This is a genomic window from Bradyrhizobium sp. BEA-2-5, from assembly GCF_032918025.1.
Classification (GTDB): Bacteria; Pseudomonadota; Alphaproteobacteria; order Rhizobiales; family Xanthobacteraceae; genus Bradyrhizobium; species Bradyrhizobium pachyrhizi.
Genome location: NZ_CP136629.1, coordinates 5,454,598 through 5,475,998, shown reverse-complemented (window position 1 = coordinate 5,475,998; position 21,401 = coordinate 5,454,598). Strand labels below are relative to the sequence as shown.

At 65.2% G+C, this 21,401-nt stretch carries 19 protein-coding genes and 1 pseudogene; 10 read left to right on the top strand and 10 right to left on the bottom strand.

Annotation, left to right across the window (positions count from 1 at the left end; all coding sequences use genetic code 11):
- The first annotated feature begins 37 nt into the window (after positions 1-37).
- The gene (gene cynS / locus RX327_RS25875) at positions 38-526 is read left to right on the top strand and encodes a cyanase (protein WP_239624999.1); all 489 of its coding nucleotides are present in this window, start codon (positions 38-40) and stop codon (positions 524-526) included.
- A 67-nt stretch (positions 527-593) separates the two neighbouring features.
- Here the strand turns inward: cynS and purB are convergent, their stop codons facing one another.
- Both purB and RX327_RS25865 read right to left on the bottom strand, forming a co-directional pair.
- Complete coding sequence (gene purB / locus RX327_RS25870) at positions 594-2,024, bottom strand: adenylosuccinate lyase (RefSeq protein WP_082190813.1); 1,431 nt, start codon at positions 2,022-2,024, stop codon at positions 594-596.
- A gap of 196 nt (positions 2,025-2,220) precedes the next feature.
- On the bottom strand, positions 2,221-3,033 hold the full coding sequence (locus RX327_RS25865) for an oxaloacetate decarboxylase (RefSeq protein WP_050387667.1): 813 nt from the start codon (positions 3,031-3,033) through the stop codon (positions 2,221-2,223).
- A 112-nt stretch (positions 3,034-3,145) separates the two neighbouring features.
- On the opposite strand from RX327_RS25865, the gene RX327_RS25860 reads away from it, so the two are divergent.
- A complete protein-coding gene (locus RX327_RS25860; protein ID WP_317247525.1) occupies positions 3,146-4,090 on the top strand; it encodes a LysR family transcriptional regulator in 945 nt (314 codons plus the stop codon).
- A 29-nt stretch (positions 4,091-4,119) separates the two neighbouring features.
- Here RX327_RS25860 and RX327_RS25855 read toward each other — a convergent pair whose 3' ends face one another.
- On the bottom strand, positions 4,120-4,443 hold the full coding sequence (locus RX327_RS25855; protein ID WP_317247524.1) for a DUF1476 domain-containing protein: 324 nt from the start codon (positions 4,441-4,443) through the stop codon (positions 4,120-4,122).
- Positions 4,444-4,792: 349 nt separating this feature from the next.
- Between RX327_RS25855 and purC the strand changes: the two genes are divergently transcribed.
- The 4 genes from purC to RX327_RS25835 are packed head-to-tail and all read left to right on the top strand — an operon-like array spanning position 4,793 to position 7,497.
- Complete coding sequence (gene purC / locus RX327_RS25850) at positions 4,793-5,560, top strand: phosphoribosylaminoimidazolesuccinocarboxamide synthase (protein ID WP_173015815.1); 768 nt, start codon at positions 4,793-4,795, stop codon at positions 5,558-5,560.
- 15 nt (positions 5,561-5,575) lie between these two features.
- Positions 5,576-5,815, top strand: coding sequence for a phosphoribosylformylglycinamidine synthase subunit PurS (gene purS, locus RX327_RS25845; protein ID WP_015685059.1), 240 nt, complete (start codon positions 5,576-5,578; stop codon positions 5,813-5,815).
- Between the two features lie 12 nt (positions 5,816-5,827).
- Positions 5,828-6,529 carry a phosphoribosylformylglycinamidine synthase subunit PurQ gene (gene purQ / locus RX327_RS25840; protein ID WP_317247523.1) on the top strand — a complete coding sequence of 234 codons (702 nt, stop codon included), beginning with the start codon at positions 5,828-5,830 and terminating at the stop codon, positions 6,527-6,529.
- A 5-nt stretch (positions 6,530-6,534) separates the two neighbouring features.
- On the top strand, positions 6,535-7,497 hold the full coding sequence (locus RX327_RS25835) for a tripartite tricarboxylate transporter substrate-binding protein (protein ID WP_050387670.1): 963 nt from the start codon (positions 6,535-6,537) through the stop codon (positions 7,495-7,497).
- A 217-nt stretch (positions 7,498-7,714) separates the two neighbouring features.
- Here the strand turns inward: RX327_RS25835 and RX327_RS25830 are convergent, their stop codons facing one another.
- The 4 genes from RX327_RS25830 to RX327_RS25815 form a co-directional block, all read right to left on the bottom strand.
- Positions 7,715-8,689 (bottom strand): DMT family transporter, encoded by a 975-nt coding sequence (locus RX327_RS25830; RefSeq protein WP_317247522.1) that lies wholly within the window; start codon positions 8,687-8,689, stop codon positions 7,715-7,717.
- Between the two features lie 261 nt (positions 8,690-8,950).
- Positions 8,951-10,195 carry an alkaline phosphatase family protein gene (locus RX327_RS25825; protein WP_317247521.1) on the bottom strand — a complete coding sequence of 415 codons (1,245 nt, stop codon included), beginning with the start codon at positions 10,193-10,195 and terminating at the stop codon, positions 8,951-8,953.
- Positions 10,155-11,198, bottom strand: coding sequence for an alkaline phosphatase family protein (locus RX327_RS25820; protein WP_317247520.1), 1,044 nt, complete (start codon positions 11,196-11,198; stop codon positions 10,155-10,157). Before RX327_RS25820 ends, RX327_RS25825 begins: the two co-directional genes overlap by 41 nt.
- A 249-nt stretch (positions 11,199-11,447) precedes the next feature.
- Entirely contained in the window at positions 11,448-11,927 is a 480-nt protein-coding gene (locus RX327_RS25815; RefSeq protein WP_317247519.1) for a PaaI family thioesterase, read from the bottom strand.
- Positions 11,928-12,100: 173 nt separating this feature from the next.
- On the opposite strand from RX327_RS25815, the gene purL reads away from it, so the two are divergent.
- A complete protein-coding gene (gene purL, locus RX327_RS25810; protein WP_317247518.1) occupies positions 12,101-14,332 on the top strand; it encodes a phosphoribosylformylglycinamidine synthase subunit PurL in 2,232 nt (743 codons plus the stop codon).
- 90 nt (positions 14,333-14,422) lie between these two features.
- On the opposite strand, the gene RX327_RS25805 is transcribed toward purL, so the two are convergent.
- Both RX327_RS25805 and soxR read right to left on the bottom strand, forming a co-directional pair.
- The gene (locus RX327_RS25805) at positions 14,423-14,683 is read right to left on the bottom strand and encodes a GlsB/YeaQ/YmgE family stress response membrane protein (RefSeq protein WP_016843463.1); all 261 of its coding nucleotides are present in this window, start codon (positions 14,681-14,683) and stop codon (positions 14,423-14,425) included.
- Positions 14,684-14,792: 109 nt separating this feature from the next.
- A complete protein-coding gene (gene soxR / locus RX327_RS25800) occupies positions 14,793-15,269 on the bottom strand; it encodes a redox-sensitive transcriptional activator SoxR (protein WP_050387675.1) in 477 nt (158 codons plus the stop codon).
- 164 nt (positions 15,270-15,433) lie between these two features.
- On the opposite strand from soxR, the gene RX327_RS25795 reads away from it, so the two are divergent.
- Positions 15,434-16,549, top strand: a complete 1,116-nt coding sequence (locus RX327_RS25795; RefSeq protein ID WP_050387676.1) for an efflux RND transporter periplasmic adaptor subunit — start codon at positions 15,434-15,436, stop codon at positions 16,547-16,549.
- Between the two features lie 31 nt (positions 16,550-16,580).
- Positions 16,581-19,661, top strand: coding sequence for an efflux RND transporter permease subunit (locus RX327_RS25790; protein WP_050387677.1), 3,081 nt, complete (start codon positions 16,581-16,583; stop codon positions 19,659-19,661).
- Positions 19,662-19,755: 94 nt separating this feature from the next.
- On the opposite strand, the pseudogene RX327_RS25785 reads toward RX327_RS25790, so the two are convergent.
- A pseudogene (locus tag RX327_RS25785) lies at positions 19,756-20,939 on the bottom strand (acyltransferase family protein).
- A 187-nt stretch (positions 20,940-21,126) separates the two neighbouring features.
- On the opposite strand from RX327_RS25785, the gene RX327_RS25780 reads away from it, so the two are divergent.
- Positions 21,127-21,300, top strand: coding sequence for a DUF1328 domain-containing protein (locus RX327_RS25780; protein WP_317247517.1), 174 nt, complete (start codon positions 21,127-21,129; stop codon positions 21,298-21,300).
- The last annotated feature ends 101 nt before the right edge of the window (positions 21,301-21,401 follow it).

Sequence of the window (21,401 nt, the reverse complement as noted above, 5' to 3'; positions counted from 1 at the left end):
CAGAGCGCTGCGCGCTGAAGCCCAAGGAGGAAGCCTGATGAAACGCGAAGACCTCACCGAGAAGCTGCTCGACATCAAGCGCGAGAAGGGCTGGAGCTGGAAGCACATCTGCGAGCAGATCGGCGGCTATTCCGAAGTGCTGATCGTCGGCGCGATCCTCGGCCAGATGAAATTGACGAAGCCGCAGGCGGCCAATGCGGGCGAGCTGTTCGGCCTGTCGAAGGCCGAAGTCGCGATGCTCAACGAGGTGCCGATGCGCGGCACCGGCACGCCGATGCCGCCGACCGATCCGCTGATCTACCGTTTCTACGAGATGGTGATGGTGAACGGCCCGGCCTGGAAGGCGCTGATCGAGGAGGAGTTCGGCGACGGCATCATGTCGGCGATCGACTTCGACATGGGAATCGAACGCGTCGCCAACCCGAAGGGCGACCGCGTCAAGATCACCATGAGCGGCAAGTTCCTGCCGTACAAATATTACGGCGCCAGCGGCAACGTGCCGGAATACGGCTTCAAGGAAGAGTGAGGCGAGGGGGCGAATGGCGAGTAGCGAATGGATTCTTGCCCATTCGCTATTCGCACCTCACCATTCGCTACAGGATCGTGCCCGGGTTGTAGCGCGCCGCCTCAGGCTTGGCCTTGGCCAGAGCCTCGACCTGCTCGGCGAAGAAATCGACCTGGGCGCCGGCGTCGCCGGAGTTGGCGCGACCCTGGTCGAGCACGTGCTGCAACTCGGCTGCGCTCAAGCCAAGACGCTTGTCGGCGGCGAGGCGCTGCAGCAGATCGTTCTGCACGATCTTGCCGGTGCGCAGGTCGCCGATGGCCGCGACGGCATGCTCCTTGATCGCCTCGTGGGCGCCTTCACGGCCCGCGCCCCTCTTGACCGCCTCCATCATGACAGTGGTGGTCAGCAGGAAGGGCAGATAGCGGTTGAGCTCGGTCTCGACCACGGCTTCGAACACCTCCATCTGGTCAAGCACCGTGAGCAGGGTTTCGAGCAGGCCATCCATGGCGAGGAAGGCATCGGGCAGCATGACGCGGCGGACGACCGAGCAGGAGACGTCGCCTTCGTTCCACTGATCGCCGGCAAGGCCGGCGGCCATCGCTAGATAGCCCTTCAGGATCACATGCAGGCCGTTGATGCGCTCGCAGGAGCGGCTGTTCATCTTGTGCGGCATTGCCGAGGAGCCGACCTGGCCCTTGGCAAAACCTTCGCTGGCGAGTTCATGGCCTGCCATCAGGCGGATGGTCTTGGCAAAATTGCCGGGTCCGCTGGCGAGCTCGGTGAGCACGCTGACCGCACGGAAGTCGAGGCTGCGCGGATACACCTGGCCGACGGCGTCGAGCGCCTTCGGCAGGCCGAGGTGGACGAGGACGCGCTGCTCGAGCGCGCGCGCCTTGCCGGCATCGCCATTGAACAGCGTGATCTGGTCGAGACGGGTGCCCACCGCGCCCTTCAGGCCGCGCGCGGGATAGGTTTGCAGCACATTGACCAGGCTCTGATGCGCCAGCAGCATCTCCTCGCCGGACATGGCGATGCGCTTGCCGAGCGTGGTGACCTGCGCGGCCACGTTGTGGGTGCGCGCGGTGAACGGGACGTCGCGCAATTGCTTCGCGCGCGTGGCAAAGCGGATGAGCGCGGCGATGCTCTTGGTCTCGATGAGCTGCAGCGCGCGGTAGACCTGCAATTGCTCGACGTTCTCGGTGAGGTCGCGGCTGGTCATGCCCTTGTGCAGGTGCTCGTGACCGGCGAGCTCGCAGAACTCCTCGATCCGCGCCTTGACGTCGTGGCGGGTGACGCGCTCCCGCTTCATGATGGAGGCGAGGTTGATCTGGTCCTTGACGCGCTCGTAGCTTTCGATCACGCCATCCGGCACCGCGATGCCGAGATCGCGTTGGGCCTTCAGCACGGCGATCCAGTAGTCGCGTTCGAGGCGGACCTTGCCTTCGCCACTCCAGATGGCGCGCATGGCGGGCGAGGCGTAACGTTCGGCGAGGACGTTGGAAATGTGATCTTGGGACATCCCGCTCTCTTGGCATTGCCGGAGGCTGGCTGCAAGCCGCGACCTGTCATGAATCGTCAGGTCTGGTAACGCCCCGGCCGGGCTTGCGGTGCTGGCGCCAGCATACCAGATTCTAGAAGGCGCCGCCTCGGGCAATCCGGGGCGGCGCAGGCGTGCGCCGCGCTGGCCGGCGGTGCACCTCGCGGTGAAGGGGCGATCAGTTGAATGCCGCGCGGACCTCCTTCACCGGCGCCATGTCGCGGACGAAGCTGAACGCGCCGTTGTCCTTCATCTCGCGGGCACAGCGCAGGAACGCAGCCAGCGCGTGGCGCTGCATCGCGCCGCCGACGCTGATGCGCTTGACGCCGGCGGCGGCGAGCTGGTCGACGGTCAGGGTCGGATCGGCATAGCCCATCACGAGGTTGAAGGGCTTGTTGATCGATGACACCACGGTCTTGATGGTGGCGAGATCGTAGAGGCCCGGCGAATACAGCACGTCGGCGCCGGCGGCCTCGAACGCCTGCAGCCGCTTGATGGTGTCGTCGAGGTCCTTGCGGCCGTGCAGGAAGTTTTCCGCCCGCGCCGTCAGCGTGAACGGGAAGGGCAGCGCCCGTGCGGCTTCAACCGCCGCCTGGACCCGCTCGACCGCCAGCGAGAAGTCATAGATCGGGCGCTGCGGGTCGCCGGTCGAGTCCTCGATCGAGCCGCCGACCGCGCCGGCCTCGGCGGCGAAGCGGATCGCCTCGGCCGCGAGCTTCGGCATGTCGGCGCCGCATTTTTCCAGATCGGCATTGACGGGCAGGTCGGTGGCCTCGGCGATCACCCGGCAATTCTCGATGATCTCGTCGAGGCTGACGGTCGAACGGCCGAGCGTGTCGGCGAGCCCGAGGCTGGTGGTCGCCAGCGCCTCGAAACCCATCGATGCGAGCAGCTTCGCCGTCCCGGCGTCCCACGGATTTGGAATGATGAAGGCGCCGGGCCGCTGATGCAGCTCGCGAAACCGTGCTGCCTTGTCCGCCTGGGTGCGCATGTGAACTCCTGCTGTTGTCAAAAGCGACTGAAAGCAGCGATAGGGCGGTTTCGCCCATCAGACAAATTTGTTATTTCTCTCAATATCATCAGCTTTTTGCATGAGGAGAGCGATGGACAGCGACGCGCTCAACACGTTCCTGGTGGTGCATCGGCGCGGCGGGATCTCGCATGCCGCCAAGGCGCTGCATCGCTCGCAGCCGGCGATTTCGCGGCGCATCGCGCTGCTTGAGCAGGAGCTCGGCGTGCCCCTGTTCGAGCGGATCGCGGGCAAGACGCGACTGAGTGATGCCGGGCGGGTGATGGTGCCCTATGCCGAACGGGCGGTGGCGGCGGCGCAGGATGCCGAGAACGCGGTGCGCGCGCTGCTGCGCGACAATTCCGGCCCGGTGGCGCTGGCGGTGACCGGCACCCTCGCCGGCGAGCGGCTCTCGAACGTGTTGAAGCGCTTTGCCCGCCGGCACCCGGACGTTGCGCTGACGCTGCGCACCGCGACCAGCGCCGAGGTCAGCGACCTGATCCGGCGCGGCGAGGCGACGATCGGGTTGCGTTACGACCGCGACCGCTCGCGTGACCTCGATTGCGAGGTGCTGTTTGCAGAGCCGCTCGGGGTGGTCTGCGCGCCGGACCATCCGCTGGCGGGACGCCGGGTCGGCAAGCTTGCCGATCTCAGGGATGAGCGGTGGATCGCCTTCCCAGAGGTGCCGGGACGCCGCGAAATCACCGCATCGCACGTCTTCGCCCTGTTCCTGACGCACGGGCTCGGCGAGGTCGCCTGGACGCCGGTCGACAGCCTGACGGCGCAGAAGCGCCTGGTCGAGGCCGGGCTCGGGATCGCGCTGCTGTCACAAAGCAATGCGGCGGAGGAATTGGGTAGCTCCAGGATCGCGACGATCCGCGTCGGCGATCTCGCCGCAAGTCACGAGGTCGTCGCCGTGACGCGGCATGGCGGTTTCCTCAGCGCCGCCTCACGCCGCCTGCTCGACATCCTCCGTGCCGACTTCACCAAGGCGAGGGGCACAAACGCGTCGCGCCGGAACGGTGTCCGGCGCGCGTAAAAGTCGACTTGGTAGGGTGTCTCGGGAACTCAGCTTCCCGCCTTGACCTGCGCTGCGGCCACCGCCAGCAGCTCGTCCATCTTGGCGCGGATATCGCGCTCGGTGGCGGGCTGACCCTTGGCGGTGAGGTCCTTCAGAACCTTGTGCAGCACGTCATTGTCCCCGGCTTCCTCGAAGTCGGCGGCGACCACTTCCTTGGCATAGGCAGTGGCGGCATCACCGGTAATGCCGAGCTTTTCCGCCGCCCACAGGCCGAGCAGCCGGTTGCGGCGGGCCTCTGCCTTGAACTTCTGCTCCTCGTCGAGGGCGAACCTCTTCTCGAAACCTTCCTGGCGCTTGTCGAACTCGCTCATGGCTGAAGTTCCAATTCCCTTGCTGAATGAGGGCCGCCGCGCGTTGCGGCAGCCCCGATGCCTGCCTAGATAGGTGGGAGGAATCGGCAAGACAACGAGCCGTTAAGCCGCAGGCAAAACTGGCGGAATCGGCCCTTTATGATAGGGCGGTATAAGTGCCCTCAAGGGGGCACTATCGATTGTGCTGGATGGGCCAATCGGATAGGTTGCCAACAGGCATGGTTCTTGTTCTGTTTCCAGTTGGATTGCCCAGGTTCCAGGCCTCCGCGGCAGCTCCGCTGTGGGTCGTAATCCTAGTCAACCGGAGCACACCAAATTCATGGATTTCAACAAAACACGGTACATCCCCATGAGCCGTCGGCGTCGCATTTATGAAGGCAAGGCAAAGGTTCTTTACGAAGGTCCGGAGCCCGGTACCCTGATCCAGCACTTCAAGGACGACGCCACCGCGTTCAATGCGAAAAAGCATCAGGTGATCGAGGGCAAGGGTGTCCTCAACAACCGGATCTCGGAGTACCTGTTTCAGCACCTCAACGACATCGGGGTGCCGACCCATTTCATCCGCCGGCTCAACATGCGCGAGCAGCTGATTCGCGAGGTCGAGATCGTGCCGCTCGAGGTGGTGGTGCGGAACGTCGCCGCCGGTTCGCTGTCGCAGCGCCTGGGCATCGAGGAGGGCACGCAGCTGCCCCGTTCGATCATCGAATTCTACTACAAGAACGACCAGCTCAACGACCCCATGGTGTCGGAAGAGCACATCACCGCGTTCGGCTGGGCCACGCCGCAGGAGATCGACGACATCATGGCGCTCGCCATCCGCGTCAATGATTTCCTCACCGGCCTCTTCCTCGGCATCGGCATCCGCCTCGTCGACTTCAAGATGGAGTGCGGGCGCCTGTTCGAGAACGAGATGATGCGCATCATCGTCGCCGACGAGATCTCGCCGGATAGCTGCCGTCTGTGGGACATCAAGTCGAACGAGAAGCTCGACAAGGATCGTTTCCGCAGGGATCTCGGCGGTCTGCTCGAGGCCTATACCGAGGTCGCAAAGCGTCTCGGCATCCTCATGGAGAACGAGCGTCCGCAGGGCTCCGGCCCGGTGCTGGTGAAGAGTTAAGCTGAAGGGACGACCGTGAAGGCACGTGTCACCGTTACCTTGAAGACGGGCATCCTCGATCCGCAAGGCAAGGCCATCGAAGGCGCGCTGAAGTCGCTTGGCGTCGACGGCGTCGCCAGCGTTCGCCAGGGCAAGGTGTTCGACATCGAGCTCGCCGGCGCCGACAAGGCCAAGGCGGAAGCCGCGCTGAAGGATGCCGCCGACAAGCTGCTGGCGAATACCGTGATCGAAAACTATCGGGTCGAACTGCTCTAGGCCGCATCGCACATGAAAGCCGCCATCCTCGTCTTTCCCGGAATCAACCGCGAGCGCGACATGGCGCGTGCGCTCAAGCTCGCATCCGGCAATGAGCCCGCGATGGTGTGGCACGCCGAAACGTCGCTGCCGCCGGGCACCGATCTCGTGGTGGTGCCGGGTGGATTCTCCTACGGTGACTATCTGCGCTGCGGCGCGATCGCGGCGCGGGCCCCGGTGATGGATGCGGTGCGCGACTATGCCGCCAACGGCGGGCTGGTGCTCGGCGTCTGCAACGGTTTTCAGATCCTCTGCGAATCCGGCCTGCTGCCGGGCGTGCTGATGCGCAACGCGCGGCTGAAATTCATCTGCCATGACGTGCATCTGCGCGTCGAGCGTTCCGACACGCCGTTCACCCGCGGCTACAATGCCGGGCAGGTGATCCGCGTGCCGGTCGCCCACGGCGAAGGCAATTACGAGGCGGACGAAGAGACCATCAAGCGGCTCGAAGGTGAGGGGCGGGTGCTCTATCGTTATTGTTCGCCTGAAGGTGTGGTCGACGAGGCCCACAACATCAACGGCGCGGCGCATTCCATCGCCGGCATCGTCAACGACAAGGGCAACGTGCTCGGCATGATGCCGCATCCGGAAAACCACGTCGAAGACATCATGGGCTGCACCGATGGCCGCGGCCTGTTCGCCGGCCTCGTCCAGCAATTCGAAAGGGCGGCGTAACGATCATGCTGCGGCGGTGGTGCGTTGCCGCGGCTGCGGCGCTTCTGCTTGCGACGTCGGCCTACGCCCAGGACTTCCCGAAGCGTCCGATCACCATGATCGTGCCGTTCACGGCCGGCGGCACCTCCGACGTCATCGCCCGCGCGGTGGCCGACCAGATGGGCGCTGCGCTCGGCCAGAGCATCATCATCGAGAATGTCGGCGGCGCCGGCGGCTCGACCGCACTCGCCCGCGCCGCGCGCGCCGAGCCGGACGGCTACACCATCGCGATCGGCAATGCCGGCACCAACGCCGCGACCTACACGATCTATCCGAAGTTGTCGTTCACGCCTGACTCCTTTACCCCGATCGCCGTGGTCGCCAAGACCTTCGGCATCGTCGCGCTGCGCAAGGATTTTCCGGCGAAGGACCTCAAGGAATTCATCGACTACGCCAGGAAGAACCCGGGCAAGGTCAATCTCGGCCATGCCGGCGTCGGCTCCTCGAATTACCTGATCTGCAAGAGTTTCGTGCATGCCGCCGGCATCGACGTGCAGCTGGTCGGCTATCGCGGCGCGGCGCTGGCGCTGACGGACGCGATCGGCAGCCAGATCGACGGGGTCTGCGATGCCGCAGCCTCGGTGTCGCAGGCGATCGACGACAAATTGGTGAAGGCGGTAGTGGTCGGCTCGACGGTACGGCTTGCGTCGTTGCCCGAACTGCCGACCTCGGCCGAGGCCGGACTGCCCGAATTCGAGGCGCAGGGCTGGAACGGCCTGTTCGCCCCCAAGGGCACTCCGCCCGAGATCATCGCCAAGCTCAACGCCGCCGTGCGCACCGCGGTTGCGAGCGAGGCGGTGAAGAAGCGTTTCGCCGACCTGTCGACCGTCGCCCCCGACGCCAATGAGCTCGCGCCCGAAGTGCTGCAGCAGCTTGTGACCCGCGACGTCGCGAAATACCGCGCCCTGCTGGCGGACGACAAAAAGTAATTCTTGTTGGTCATTCCGGGGGCGTCGTTAGACGCGAACCCGGAATCTCGAGATTCCGGGTTCGATGCTAAAGCGCGATGAGATTAGGTTGAATCGTCATCGCGGCTTAGCTCTTTGTTCGAGCATGATCATTTCGGAAAAGCGCTGCACACTTTTCCGGATCATGCCTTAGTACATCCCCCCGGAATGACGTGGCTTGCTGAGACTGCTATGGTGCTCACGGCCGCCTGAGCCAACGCTTCACGGCCTCGGCCGGCACCGTCATCGCGGCGACGCCGGCCATGACAAGCAAGAGGCCGAGCGCGAGATTCGACGGCACGGATTCCCCGAGCAGGATCACCGACAGCGCAACGCCGATCGGAATACGCAAATAGCCCTGCGCATTGGTTGTGAGCGTGCCGAGCCGGGTCAGGCACATGTAGAACAGCATCAGGCCGAACGCGCTGGAGAATATGCCCATCGTGACCGTGGCGACCAGCGCCTGCGGCGTCGGGTGCAGCGTCCAGGGATGGTCGACGATCAGCGCGACCGGCAGCAGCACGGTGCCGCCGAACAGCAGCGAGCCGGCCGCCACCACCATCGGGTCGTAGTCCGACAATCTGAGGCCGAAGATCGTCGCGCAGGCAAAGGAGATGGTGGCGAGCAGGATCGCGATCTCCGCGATGATCTCGCTGCCGAAGCCGCGCAGCGCATCGAGGCCGACGATGACGATGGTTCCGGCAAGTCCGAGGATCGCGCCGGCGAGCTTGAGCAGCGTTGCCGGCTCGTGCCGCGTGATCAGCGAGGTGATCAGGAAGGCGAAGATCGGCGTCGTCGAGGCCAGCACCACCGTGTTCGAGGCCGGCACATATTGCTGCGACCAGGTGATCACCAAAAACGGGATCGTGGAGTTGATGGTCTGCTGGAAGGCGAACAGCTTCCAGGCCTTGAGGTCGGTCGGGATGCGGATGCCGCGAACGCACAGTACGATGAGCAGGAAGGCGGCGGCCACCAGCGAGCGCGCGGAAATGAAGGTCACCGGCGGGATCGAGCCGAGCCCGATCTTGGTCAGCGGATAGGTGGAACTCCAGCAGCAGGCCAGCGCCAGCAGCAGCGCGTAGTCGCGCCAGCTGCGCGCGCCCGGCGCTGGCGTGAGCGAGGTGGGCACTTTCGCGGGAGCCGTCACGCCCGTCCTGGCTCTTCGCTTGAGCATGATCTCCGCGTCAACGCGTTCCGCGTTTGTCGCGAGAGGGAACCGCTTCGAACTTTTCCGGATGATTCTCTGGCTGTGCTCTGCGGCACCTTGATTGGCTCCCTTCGCGCATTGGCGCGCGATGGAGCGAATGTAGCTTGGTGGTGGGGCGAAAGGCTAGGGGCGACGGATCAGGCGCGCAATCCCGCGCCGGATATGTGCAAGCATGGAGAAAGCGACGGACGCCGGTGTGCGTCCGTCGCGCGGAATTTGCCCGGAATCCTAGCGCAGGACCTGGCCCAGCACCTCGCCGTCGACCAGCTGCGGTGCCGAGCCGAGGATCCGCATGATGGTCGGCGCCACGTCGATATTGCGCATGTGCCGCACCACGGTGTCCTTGCGGATCTGCGGCCCCGCGGCGATGAACGTCGCGCTCATCACGGAAAGCTCCGGGTCGTGACCGTGGGCGCCGTAGAAGTTCGGCATCGACAGCATGGTGGTTGCCGCGTTGAACGGCGCGTCGCCCTGGCGCGCGACGCCGGGGTTCTGGATGCCGTCGAAGTTGTACCCGGGCGCCATCAGCGCGAACACGTCGCCATAGTCCTGGCCGATGGTCTTGCTGATGCATTGTCCGGTTCCGGCGTCGCATTGCAGCGGCCGGGTCTCGACGACGGTGAAGATGCGCTGGTCCTTGAGTGAGTAGTTGAAGCGGGCATTGGGATCGACCGCGTTCTTCACCGCGTCGGTGATCTGCGCCACCAGTGTGCGATAGGTCGCCAGATCAACGGTGCCGCCGAGCTCGCGGTTCTGCAGGTTGATGTAGATGTCGGCGGCGGGGCCGGAGGTGCGGATCCCGACCTTGTTGGTGTCGATCCCGGCGTTGCGCAGGATGTTGGTGAGATTGACCGAGGTGTGGAACGGCGCGAAGCCGTGGTCCGACACCACGATCACGTTGCTGTCGCGGCCCGCCGCATCGGCGATCTGCTTCACCGCCTTGTCGGCCGTCTGGTAGGCGAAACGGATGTAGGACGCGTATCGCTTGACCTTGGCGGCATCCTGGTTGGCGCCGATCGAATTCGGGTCGGTCGGGTTGGTGCCCTGGCGGGGATCGGTCAGCAGGAACTGATGCTCGGAGCCGTCGGGCTGCTCGATATAGACCATGACGAGGTCGGCGTCAGGATGAGTCTTGATCGCGCGCTCGCCGATATTGGCCTGGTAGCGCACGAAGGTCTTCACCATGTCCTCGAACATGGTCTCGATCTCGACGTCGGGGAAATTGGTGAAGCCCGGGCTCAGCCGCTCCGGAATGCGGAAGTCGGCCTGCGGACGCCAGAACCCGATGTTGTTGTTGATGTCGTCGACGTCGGCGAGAACAGGCGTATTGCGCGGGATGTAGTTGGCGCCGTAGCGGGCGAAGCGCACCACCGAGAGATCGGGAGACAGCGCAGAGACGAAGTACGCGGCACCAACCTTCGCCCCGCTGCCTTCAAAGAAGAACGGGTGCGTTCTCGCCGCCGAACTTGACATAGGCCGGTCCGGTCGACGGCGCGTGGAACGGTCCTGCGGTGATGCCGCGGTTGGCATCGAAGAACACCAGCGTGTCGTAGTTCACCTTGCGATCGTTGGTGGTGTCGATCGCGGCCACGCGGATCGAATATTTGACGTCGAGCGTCGAGGCGTTGGTGCAGGTCGCGGTTGCCGCGGCGGAGCAGGAGAACGTCTCGATCGGTGCCGAGGTCACCAGCACCGGGCTGAACGAGAAATGGCCGGCAGCCTGCAGCGCCGCCACGATGCTCGGGTCGGCCGTGAAATCGCCTCGCGACAGCGAGAAGCCCTGGGCCCCGATGCCGCCGAACGCGCCGAACGGGACCGTGAAGTCGGTGATGCGGGTCGGCTGGGCCGGCTGCACCACGGTCTTGTTGATGGAGATATCGGCGCCGTCGCCGCCGGGCCAGGTCGCCGTGACGACCTTCTTGCCCTGCTGGCGCAGCTGCACCCACAACGGCACCGCCGTCGGATGCGGCGATGGCCCGAGCGGGTTCTCGCTGTAGCCGCCGATCGGCGCCGCAAAGCCGCTGATGCTGCCGGAGATCGGCCCGACGATCGGCTCGAACGTGTTCGAGGGGATGTCGTTGTGGACTGCCGTCGAACCGGTCGCGATCGCGATATGCGACACCGCGGTGAGCGACGGTGACGCCGTCACGTTCTGCAACGCCACTGCGCCGCGGCGGCTGAGCCGGGCGAGGCCGCCGTCGCGCGGCAGCACGCCCTCCTCGATGAACTTCTGGATGAAATCGGGCTTGGCACCGTCGAGCGAGATCATCACCACGCGCGGCTTGCGGCCGTGATGACCACCGTCATGGTCCTGGTCCTGATCCTGATCCGCATCGTGACCGCGAGAGTCGCCGAAGCCGCGATCGCCATTGTCGCCGCCCTGACCGGCGCGTGCCGGAGTTGCAGTCGCAGTCCATGCTATCGACGCGACAAGCGACATCGCCGATGTGACGGAAACGAAAGTCTTCAAATTCATGAGAATGCCCCAACATCGCTGCGCGAATGCACAAACGGAAACGTCGAGCAATCTTCGGGGGCTTGGCTGACGGGCATGTGACGCGCGCGCGACGAGGCAACAACAGTGCGTCGATGCGTCACAAGGCAAGCTTGTCTTGCTTCACGCGAAGAACGCGCGTGAACACAACGCGCTAGAGCTGTGCTGTCGATTCAATCCGTGCCGATGTAACGGCTGGATGACGGCGTGCGTCCACAGCCGCCACACGCTTCACGCCGTTGCCTGCGCCGGCGTCCTCCGCTTCACCCGCTTGATCGTGCCGGAGAAGGTGAACAGCGGCCGTCCGCCGGAGGTCAGCCTGCCGCGCAGGAAGATCAGCGACATGCCGGCGCGGGTGACCTCGCCGGTGCACTCGATCAGGTCGCCCTCGCGGGCGGCGTCGAGGAATTCCGAGGCGAACGACACCGTGACGCCGGGGCCCTGCAGCACCGAGCCGGCGAGCGCGAACAGGCAATAGTCGGCGAACGCCATGAAGCAGCCGCCATGGACGTTGCCGGAGCCGTTGAGATGCTTTTTCTCGACCCGGAAGGCGCAGCGGACGCGGCCGTTCTCGTCCATGCGGTGGTAGAACGGGCCGGTATGGGTCTCGAAATTGTCCCGGGTCCAGGTTCGCCAGCCGGCGAATTCGCCCTCGGTTTCGACGTGCAGGTCGGGGCGGCGGTTGAATGCGGTTTTGGCGAGCTCGTTCACGAAATATGGCCTTCAATTATCGGGTTCGGGTCCTTAAATCCGATCCATCCCCATTGTGCAAATCCCGGGACCAAATCCCGGGGCGCGGCCAGCTGCCGCAAAGCTCTGGACAGGCCGGAAATGGGCCCTAAAAGGCCTTTTCGCCCCCGTTCTATCTACCTATTAAGGGTCCCATGAACGCGCCCAAGAACGACCCCAAGAACGAGCCCCAAATCACCCCCGAACTGGTTGCCGCCCACGGGCTCAAGCCCGACGAATATGAGCGCATCCTGAAGCTGATCGGGCGGGAGCCGACCTTCACCGAGCTCGGCATCTTCTCGGCGATGTGGAACGAGCATTGCTCGTACAAGTCCTCGCGCATCCATTTGCGCGGCTTGCCAACCAAGGCGCCCTGGGTGATCCAGGGCCCCGGCGAGAACGCCGGCGTCATCGATATCGGCGACGGGCAGGCCGTGGTCTTCAAGATGGAGAGCCACAACCACCCGAGCTATATCGAGCCGTATCAGGGTGCGACCACCGGCGTCGGCGGCATCCTGCGTGACGTCTTCACCATGGGCGCGCGCCCCATCGCCTGCCTCAATGCGCTCAGCTTCGGCGCGCCCGAGCACCCGAAGACGCGGCATCTCGTTTCCGGCGTCGTCGCGGGGGTCGGCGGCTACGGCAATTCCTTCGGGGTGCCGACGGTCGGCGGCCAGGTGCGCTTCCACACCCGCTATGACGGCAACATCCTGGTCAACGCGATGGCGGTCGGCCTCGCCGATGCCGACAAGATCTTCTATGCGGCCGCCTCCGGCGTGAACATGCCGATCGTCTATCTGGGCTCCAAGACCGGCCGCGACGGCATTCACGGCGCCTCGATGGCCTCCGCCGAATTCGACGACAAGTCCGAGGAGAAGCGCCCGACCGTGCAGGTCGGCGATCCCTTCGCCGAGAAGCTGCTGCTGGAAGCCTGCCTCGAGATCATGGAGAAGGGCTGCGTCATCGCGATCCAGGACATGGGCGCGGCGGGCCTGACCTGCTCGGCGGTGGAGATGGGCGCCAAGGGCGATCTCGGCGTCGACCTCGATCTCGATGCGGTGCCGACCCGCGAGACCGGCATGAGCGCCTATGAGATGATGCTCTCGGAGAGCCAGGAGCGCATGCTCATGGTGCTCAAGCCCGAGAAGGAGAAGGAAGCCGAGGCGATCTTCAGGAAATGGGGCCTCGACTTCGCCGTCGTCGGCTACACAACGCCGAGCAAGCGTTTCGTGGTCAAGCATGGCGGCGACGTGATGGCCGACCTGCCGATCAAGGAGCTCGGCGACGAGGCGCCGCTCTATGACCGCCCGCATGTCCCCTCGAATGCGCTGCCGGTGATCCGCGGGCAGGACGTCAAGCCGCCGCTCGGCATCGCGGAGGCGCTGGAGAGGCTGATCGGCACGCCCGACATGTGCAGCAAGCGCTGGGTCTGGGAGCAGTACGACCACGTCATCCTCGGCAACACCATGCAGCGCCCCGGCGGCGATGCCGCCGTGGTGCGCGTGCAGGACGGGCCGAAGGGCCTCGCGCTGACCGTCGACGTCACGCCGCGCTATTGCGAGGCGGACCCGTTCGAGGGCGGCAAGCAGGCGGTCGCCGAGGCCTGGCGCAACATCACCGCGGTCGGCGGCAAGCCGCTCGCGATCACCGACAATCTCAACTTCGGCAATCCTGAAAGGCCCGAGATCATGGGCCAGTTCGTCGGCTGCCTGAAGGGCATCTCGGAAGCCTGCCGCACGCTCGACTTCCCGGTCGTCTCCGGCAACGTCTCGCTCTACAACGAGACCAACGGCCGTGCGATCCTGCCGACGCCCTCGATCGGCGGCGTCGGCCTGCTCGACGATTTCACCAAGTCAGCTTCGCTGGCCTTCAAGGCCGAGGGCGAGGCGATCCTGTTGATCGGCGAGTCCCATGGCTGGCTCGGCCAGTCCGTGTACCTGCGCGACATCTGCGGTCGCGAGGAGGGCGCGCCGCCGCCGGTGGATCTCGCCGCCGAGAAGCGCAACGGCGATTGCGTGCGCGGCATGATCCATGCGGGCACCGCGACTGCCGTGCACGACCTCTCCGACGGCGGCCTCCTGATCGCGCTTGCCGAGATGGCGATGGCAAGCGGCATCGGCGCGCAGCTCCTGGCCGCACCGTCCTCGATCGTGCCGCATGCCTATTGGTACGGCGAGGATCAGGCCCGCTACATCGTCACCGTACCGGCCGCCGACGCAGGCCTCGTGCTGGCCAAGATGAAGGGCGCCGGTGTGCCCTGCGCGCGCATCGGCACCACCGGCGGCGACGCGATTGCGGTGGCTGGCGAGCAGCCGGTTGCGGTCGAAAGCCTGTCGCGCGCCTTCGAGCGCTGGCTGCCGAACTACATGCACAGCACCGCCGCCTGATCCGGCTGGACCAGGCGCTGCGAAGCAACGATCTCAATAGCGCGATGACCCCGTCATCGCGCTATTGCTTTTTGTTCAAGCATGATCGCTTCAGGTCGCGCCGCGGACCGCGCGCCAGGCAAAGATGATGATGCAGGCGCCGATGAAGCCGGCGACGAGATAGCTGAGCCAGCCTCCGCCGAGCGATACGCCGAGCAGACCCAACAGCCAGTTCGCCAGCGCGGCGCCGACGATGCCGAGGATGATATTCATGAAGATGCCGGTTCCGGACTTCATGAACATCTCGGCGAGCCAGCCCGCCAGTCCGCCGACGATGATGGCGGCGATCCATCCAACTTGAGGGTCGTTCATCTCAGGACTCTCCTTGAGGTCAGGCAGTCCGGCCAGCATACCTGAGAATCACCTGGTGGGATGTGACCAAAGGCAGGTTGTGCGCAACTTGTCGGCCGCGAAAATGCCGTCAGCCCCGCCGCTTGCGCCGTGCCCGGCGTTCGGCTGCGGTGATCAGGATGCGCGGGCCGGGCCCCTGGGCGCCGAGCTTGTCGTCGCAATTGCGCAGCGGGCAATCGGTCACCGACAGGCAGCCGCAACCGATGCAGTTGAACAGCTTGTCGCGGAGGTCGGTGAGATCGTTGATGCGCTGCTCCAGCGTCTCGGTCCAGGCGCGCATCGCGCGCTCCCATTCGCGCACGGTCGGCGCGCGATCGAGCGGGATTGCGGCGAAGGTCTGCCTGATCTCTTTCAGCGGGATCCCGGCGCGCTGCGCGATCCTGATCACCGCGATCCGCCGCAGCACGCCGCGCATGTAGCGCCGCTGGTTGCCGCCGGTGCGGCGGCTCGCGATCAGTCCCTTGCTCTCGTAGAAGTGAAGGGTGGAGACGGCAAGTCCGCTGCGCCGCGCCACCTCGCCGACCGAAAGCTCCTGCGCAAACGTCATTGACCAAGCAATCCCGGATCAGAGGTCCTGCATTGGAAGCCTTGCGCTAGAAGTCTTGCAAGCTGCCAGCCTTGACCTCAACCATACTTGAGGTTCTATATCAGTTGCGGGCTTGCAGGGGCAAGCTTCCGGCCGACACGCCGGGGTTCGTTCTTGGAAGCGATATGCCGTCCGCATCATTTTCGTCGCGCCGCTGGCTCGGGCTTCGTGCCAGGCCGCTCGGCATCACCGTTCTGTTGCTCGGCTGTGCCGCGGCCGGCTTGTTTGCCTGGCGCGCAGGCGGATCCAGCGCCTCGGCCAAGCCCACCGCCGAAGCCCCGCCGACGCCGGTCGCGGCGATGGTGGTGCGGACCGAAACCTTGCCGCGCTCGATCGAGGCGATCGGCTCGCTGCAGGCGGTGCGGCAGGTGATTCTGGCGCCGGAGGTTGCCGGCCGCGTCACCGCGATCAATTTCGATGCCGGCACCGATGTCGCCGAGGGCGCGCCGCTGGTGCAACTCTATGACGCCCCGCTGCGCGCCGCGCGTGCGGTTGCGGTCTCCAAGGGACGCTTTGCGCAGCTGCAGGAGAAGCGTTCGCAGGGGCTGGCGCCGTCCGGCTTCGTGACCCAGGAGACGCTGCAGCAGCGGCAGGAGGATCTGAAGCAGGCCGACGCCTCGCTCGACCAGCTCGATGCGCAGATCGCGCAGATGACGATCCGCGCGCCGTTCGCGGGCCAGATCGGCCTGCGCAAGGTCAATCTCGGCCAATACGTCAATGCCGGCGATGCGCTCGCGACGCTGACCGCGCTGGACCAGCTCTATGCCAATTTCACCGTTCCGCAGCAGCGCCTGTCAAATCTGAAGGTGGGAGGCGCGGTGACGATCCGTACCGACGCTTTCCCCGATCGGGTGTTCGAGGCCAAGATCAACGCCATCGAGCCGCAGGTCGCCGAGGACACCCGCAATGTCCTCGTTCAAGCCCTGTTTCCTAATCCCGACCGGCTGCTGCGGCCGGGCCTCTTCGTGATGGTGAACGTCGTGCTGCCGCCGCAGGCGGACGCGATCGTGGTGCCGGTTACCGCGATCCAGACCAGCGCATCCGGCGAGAGCGTGCTTGTGGTGCGCGACAACAAGGCGGTCGGCGTCGCGGTGAAGACCGGGCAACGGATCGGCGAGCGTGTCGTGGTGGAGCAGGGGCTTGCGCCCGGCGATCACATTGTCACCGCGGGCCAGCTCCGCGTCATGCCCGGCGCGGCCGTCCAGACGACCATGGCGGAGACGCCGGAGAAGGGACGCTGACCCGCGAGCGGCGCGCCCAAAGGCAAGCATCATGCATTTCACCGACATCTTCATCCGCCGGCCGATCCTGGCGACGGTCGTCAGCCTGCTGATCCTGTTGATCGGCACTGCAGCGATGGTCTCGCTGCCGGTGCGGCAATATCCCAACATGGAGAGCGCGACGATCCAGGTCGACGTCTCGTTCCCCGGTGCGACCCAGGACGTGATGCAGGGCTTCGTCACGTCCGTCATCGCGCAGTCGATCGCGACCGCCAACGGCATCGAATACATGACCTCGAACTCGACGCTCGGTCTCAGCCAGATCAAGGCCAAGCTGGTGCTCAACGCCAATGCCGACCGCGCCATGACCGAGGTGCTCGCCAAGGTGCAGCAGGTCAAGTACCGGATGCCGGCCGGCGTGTTCGACCCTGTCATCACCAAGATCACCGACGGCGCGTCGGCGGTGCAGTACATCGCCTTCACCAGCGACACGCTGACGCCGGCGCAGATCACCGACTTCGCGACCCGCGTGGCGCAGCCGCTGCTCACCTCGGTGCCCGGCGTGGCGTCGGCCGACACCTCGGGCGGATCGTCGCTGGCGATGCGGGTGTGGATCGATCCGTTCAAGCTCGCGGCACGCGGGCTGACCGCGGCCGATATCTCCGCCGCGCTGCGGTCCAACAACGTGCAGGCGGCGCCGGGGCGGCTGCGCGGCGAGATGACCGTCACCAACATCACCGCGGCGACCGATCTGCGCAATCTCGACGATTTCCGCAAGATGGTGATCAAGACCGGCGCCGGTGGCGGGGGCCTGGTGCGGCTCGGCGACGTCGCCACCCTCGAGATCGGCGGCGAGAATTACGATTCCAACGCGCGCGACAGCGGCAGGCCCACCGTCTACATCGCGGTGCAGCCGACCCCCGACGGCAATCCGCTGGAGATCGTCGCCGCCACTGCCAAGGTGATCGAGGACCTCAACCGTGTGGCGCCGCCCGGTTTGAGGGTCGCCGACGTCTTCAACATCGTGCACTTCGTCAAGGCCTCGATATCGGAGGTGCAGCATTCGCTGGCCGAGGCCATCGCGATCGTGGTGGTGGTGATCCTGCTGTTCCTGGGCTCGTTCCGCTCCGTGCTGATTCCTGTGGTCACCGTGCCGCTGTCGCTGGTCGGCACCGCCGCGATGATGCTGGCGCTCGGCTTCTCGATCAACCTCCTGACCCTGCTTGCGATGGTGCTGGCGATCGGCCTCGTCGTCGACGACGCCATCGTCGTGGTGGAGAACATCCATCGCCACATCGAGGAAGGACGGAGCCCGGGCGACGCGGCCCTGATCGGCGCGCGCGAGATCATCGGTCCCGTGATCGCGATGACGATCACGCTCGCCGCGGTCTATGCGCCGATCGGCCTGATGGGCGGCCTGACCGGCAGCCTGTTCCGCGAATTCGCCTTCACGCTGGCGGGCTCGGTGGTGGTCTCGGGCGTCATCGCTCTGACCTTGTCTCCGATGATGAGCGCGCAGCTGCTCGGCGAAGCCACCTCGCACGGCCGGTTTGCCCGCTTTGTCGAGCATCAGTTCTCAGGGCTGTCGCGCGGCTATGGCCGGCTGCTGGCCGCGACGCTCAAGATGCGCGCCGCAGTGCTGCTGGTGGCATTCGGCGTGCTGGCGGCGATCGTGGTGCTGTTCCTCGGCAGCCAGCGCGAGCTCGCGCCCTCCGAGGACCAGGGCTATGTGTTCACCGTGCTCCGCGCGCCGCAATATGCCAGCGTCGACTACACCACGCGCTCCTCCGACCAGATCGAGCAGCTGTTTCGCTCGTTTCCCGAATACCACGCGAGTTGGTTTATCAACGGTACCGACGGGCAGAACCATGCCTTCGGCGGCATCACCCTGACCGATTGGGACAAGCGCAAGCGCTCGGCCAACGACATCCAGAACCAGCTCTACGGCATGTCCTACGGCGTGCTCGGCGCCAGCGTGACGCCGTTCCAGCCAGCGGCGCTGCCGGCGGCGACCGGCGGCCTGCCGTTCCAGATGGTGGTGCGCTCGGCCGGCGATTTCGCCACCATCTATCAGGAGGTCGAGACACTGAAGGGGGCCGCCTGGAAGAGCGGGCTGTTCGCCTTCGTCGACAGCGATCTCGCCTTCGACAGCCCGACCGCACGGATCACCATCGATCACGCCAAGGCGGCCGAGGCCGGCGTCAGCATGCAGACCATCGCCGACACCCTCGCGGTGCTGGTCGGCGAGAATTATGTCAACCGCTTCAATTTCTTTGAACGCTCCTACGAGGTGATCCCGCAGGTGCGCCAGGCCGACCGGGTCACGCCGGAAGGGCTGGGAAACTTCAACGTCCGCTCGAGCTCGGGGCAGATGTTTCCGCTGTCGACGGTGATCAAGGTCAACGTCAAGCCGGAGCCGAACCGGCTGCCGCAGTTCAATCAGATGAACGCGGCGACGATCTCGGCGGTGCTGAAGCCCGGCGTCACCATGGGGCAGGCGGTGTCGTTCATGCAGGCGCAAAAGCTGTCGCCGGGCATGACCGTCGACTGGCTGTCGGACAGCCGGCAATATATCCAGGAGGGCAACCGCCTCATCGTCACCTTCGGCATGGCGCTGATCGTAATCTTCCTGGTGCTGGCGGCGCAGTTCGAAAGTTTCCGCGATCCGCTGGTGATCATGGTCACGGTGCCGCTCGCGGTCTGCGGCGCGCTGCTGCCGCTGTATTTCGGCTTCACCACGCTGAACATCTACACCCAGATAGGCCTCGTCACCCTGATCGGGCTGATCTCCAAGCACGGCATCCTGATGGTGAGCTTCGCCAACGAGATCCAGCACCGTGAAGGGCTCGACCGGGTCGCCGCGATCCAGAAGGCGGCCGCGGTGCGGATGCGGCCGGTGCTGATGACGACAGCCGCGATGGTCGCGGGCCTTGCGCCGCTGCTCTATGCCGACGGCGCCGGCGCGGCGAGCCGCTTCGCCATCGGCATCGTCGTGGTGATGGGCATGCTGATCGGCACGCTGTTCACGCTGTTCGTGCTGCCGACCTTCTACATCCTGATCGCCCGCGACCATCGCGCCGCGGCCGCTCCGCGGCTGGAAAGCGTGGCGGCGAGGGGCGAAATTGCGGCGTAGGGTGAAGTAGAGCGCAGCGAAACCCACCATCTCGATGCACGGCACGGAGGTGATGGGTTTCGCGGCGCTCTACCCATCCTACGGCTTCATCGCGCTACAGCACGTACTTTGAACCAGGAATCTTGCGCAGCACGGCCGTGGCGGCCCAGCTCAGCGCCACGGTGGCGAAGAACGCAATCGCGGCCTTGACGATCGCCGGCAGGTCATATCGAACAGCCAGTATTGCAGCCACAGGGCGATCGGATAGTGCACCAGGAACATGCCGAACGCGTCGCCCTGCATGCGGTCGAGCAGCGTCGGGCCCGACGATTTCGATTGCAGGAAGTAGGCCAGGATCGCGAACAGGATCGAGGCGCTGAACAGGACGTAGAAGCTGCCATAGATCGCGAGATACCAGCCGGGCAGCGGATCGGGGTTACCGATGATCATGCGCTTGATGTAGATCATCACCCACATCAAACAGTAGGGGATCAGCGTGATGCCGGTCCAGAACCAGCGCCGCTCGGTCAGCCGTCCGTGCGCGCTGAGCACGCCGCCCTCGAGGTTTGCCGCCCCGATTCCCGCGCCGATGAAGAAATAGGACGCGTACAGCAGCACGCGGCTCGCCTGCACCGAAAACGGTCCGAACTCGAACCAGTAGTTCTGGCCGTAATGGACCAGCATCGGCAGGTAGGCGGCGGCACTGACGACGACGAGGAACAGCCAGAACTTCGAGGGACGTTGAAATCCCTTGATCGACAGACGGTTGATCGGATCGAGCAGACGCGGCGACACCCGGTACAGCAGGCTCGCCGTCAGGTCGAAGGCCATCAGGACATAGACGAACCAGATCGGGCCGCTCGGCCACGGCCCGACCGTCATGGTTTTCCACCAGAATTCGGAGAAGCTTAGCCCCGGCGTCGCGCGCAGCGCGATGGCGTAATAGGCGACCGGAATGACCGTGAAAGCGCAGATCACGAATGGCAGCGCGAGCCGAAGCAGGCGGTCGCGCAGGAAGATCAGCCACGGCTTGTGGCCGAGCCCCGACCAGGCGAACAGTCCCGACAGGAAGAAGAACATCGCCATGAAGAAACTGTCGGTGGCGAGCACGATTATGTCGAAGCCGAAGAAATAGGTCGGATCGGTATGACCGAAATAAGTATAGGGGATCACCGCGTGATGCAGCAGCACCACGAGGGTCAGGAAGGTGCGGGCGCGATCGAGGGCGACATTGCGCTTGTGGAGCTTCGGTGCTGCCTGGATGTCGACGGCCGGAGCCGCGTGAGCAATCGATTTCATGGTGCCACCAGCCGGGTCTGCACCCTGATGTTGCAGTCGGGAACCTGATTCAGCAAGGCCCAATTGGCCGGATGGGGGAGTATCGAGGTCGGTCATCTCGGCGAAGCTGTTTCGTCTTTGGAACTGCGGTCGGGTGCGGGCGTTCTCGTCCGACCTGGCGGACACGCGCGGTTATGAGGAGCTGGCGATGACGATCCTGAAATGGGCGCTGATCTTCCTGCTTGTCTCGATCGTGGCCGGCGTGCTCGGCTTCACCGACATTTCGGCCGCCTCCGCCGATATTGCCCGCTTCCTGTTCTACGTCTTTGTGGTGATCTTCCTGGTGCTCCTGATCCTCGGGCTCACGGTCTTCAGGGTATAGCTGGGATCGGGCCCGAACGCTCCCGACGTCATGCCCGGGACTCGCCCGGGCATTGCCGTTCTGCAGGCTGGGCCAGCGCGCAACCAAAGGCCGGGCGAGGC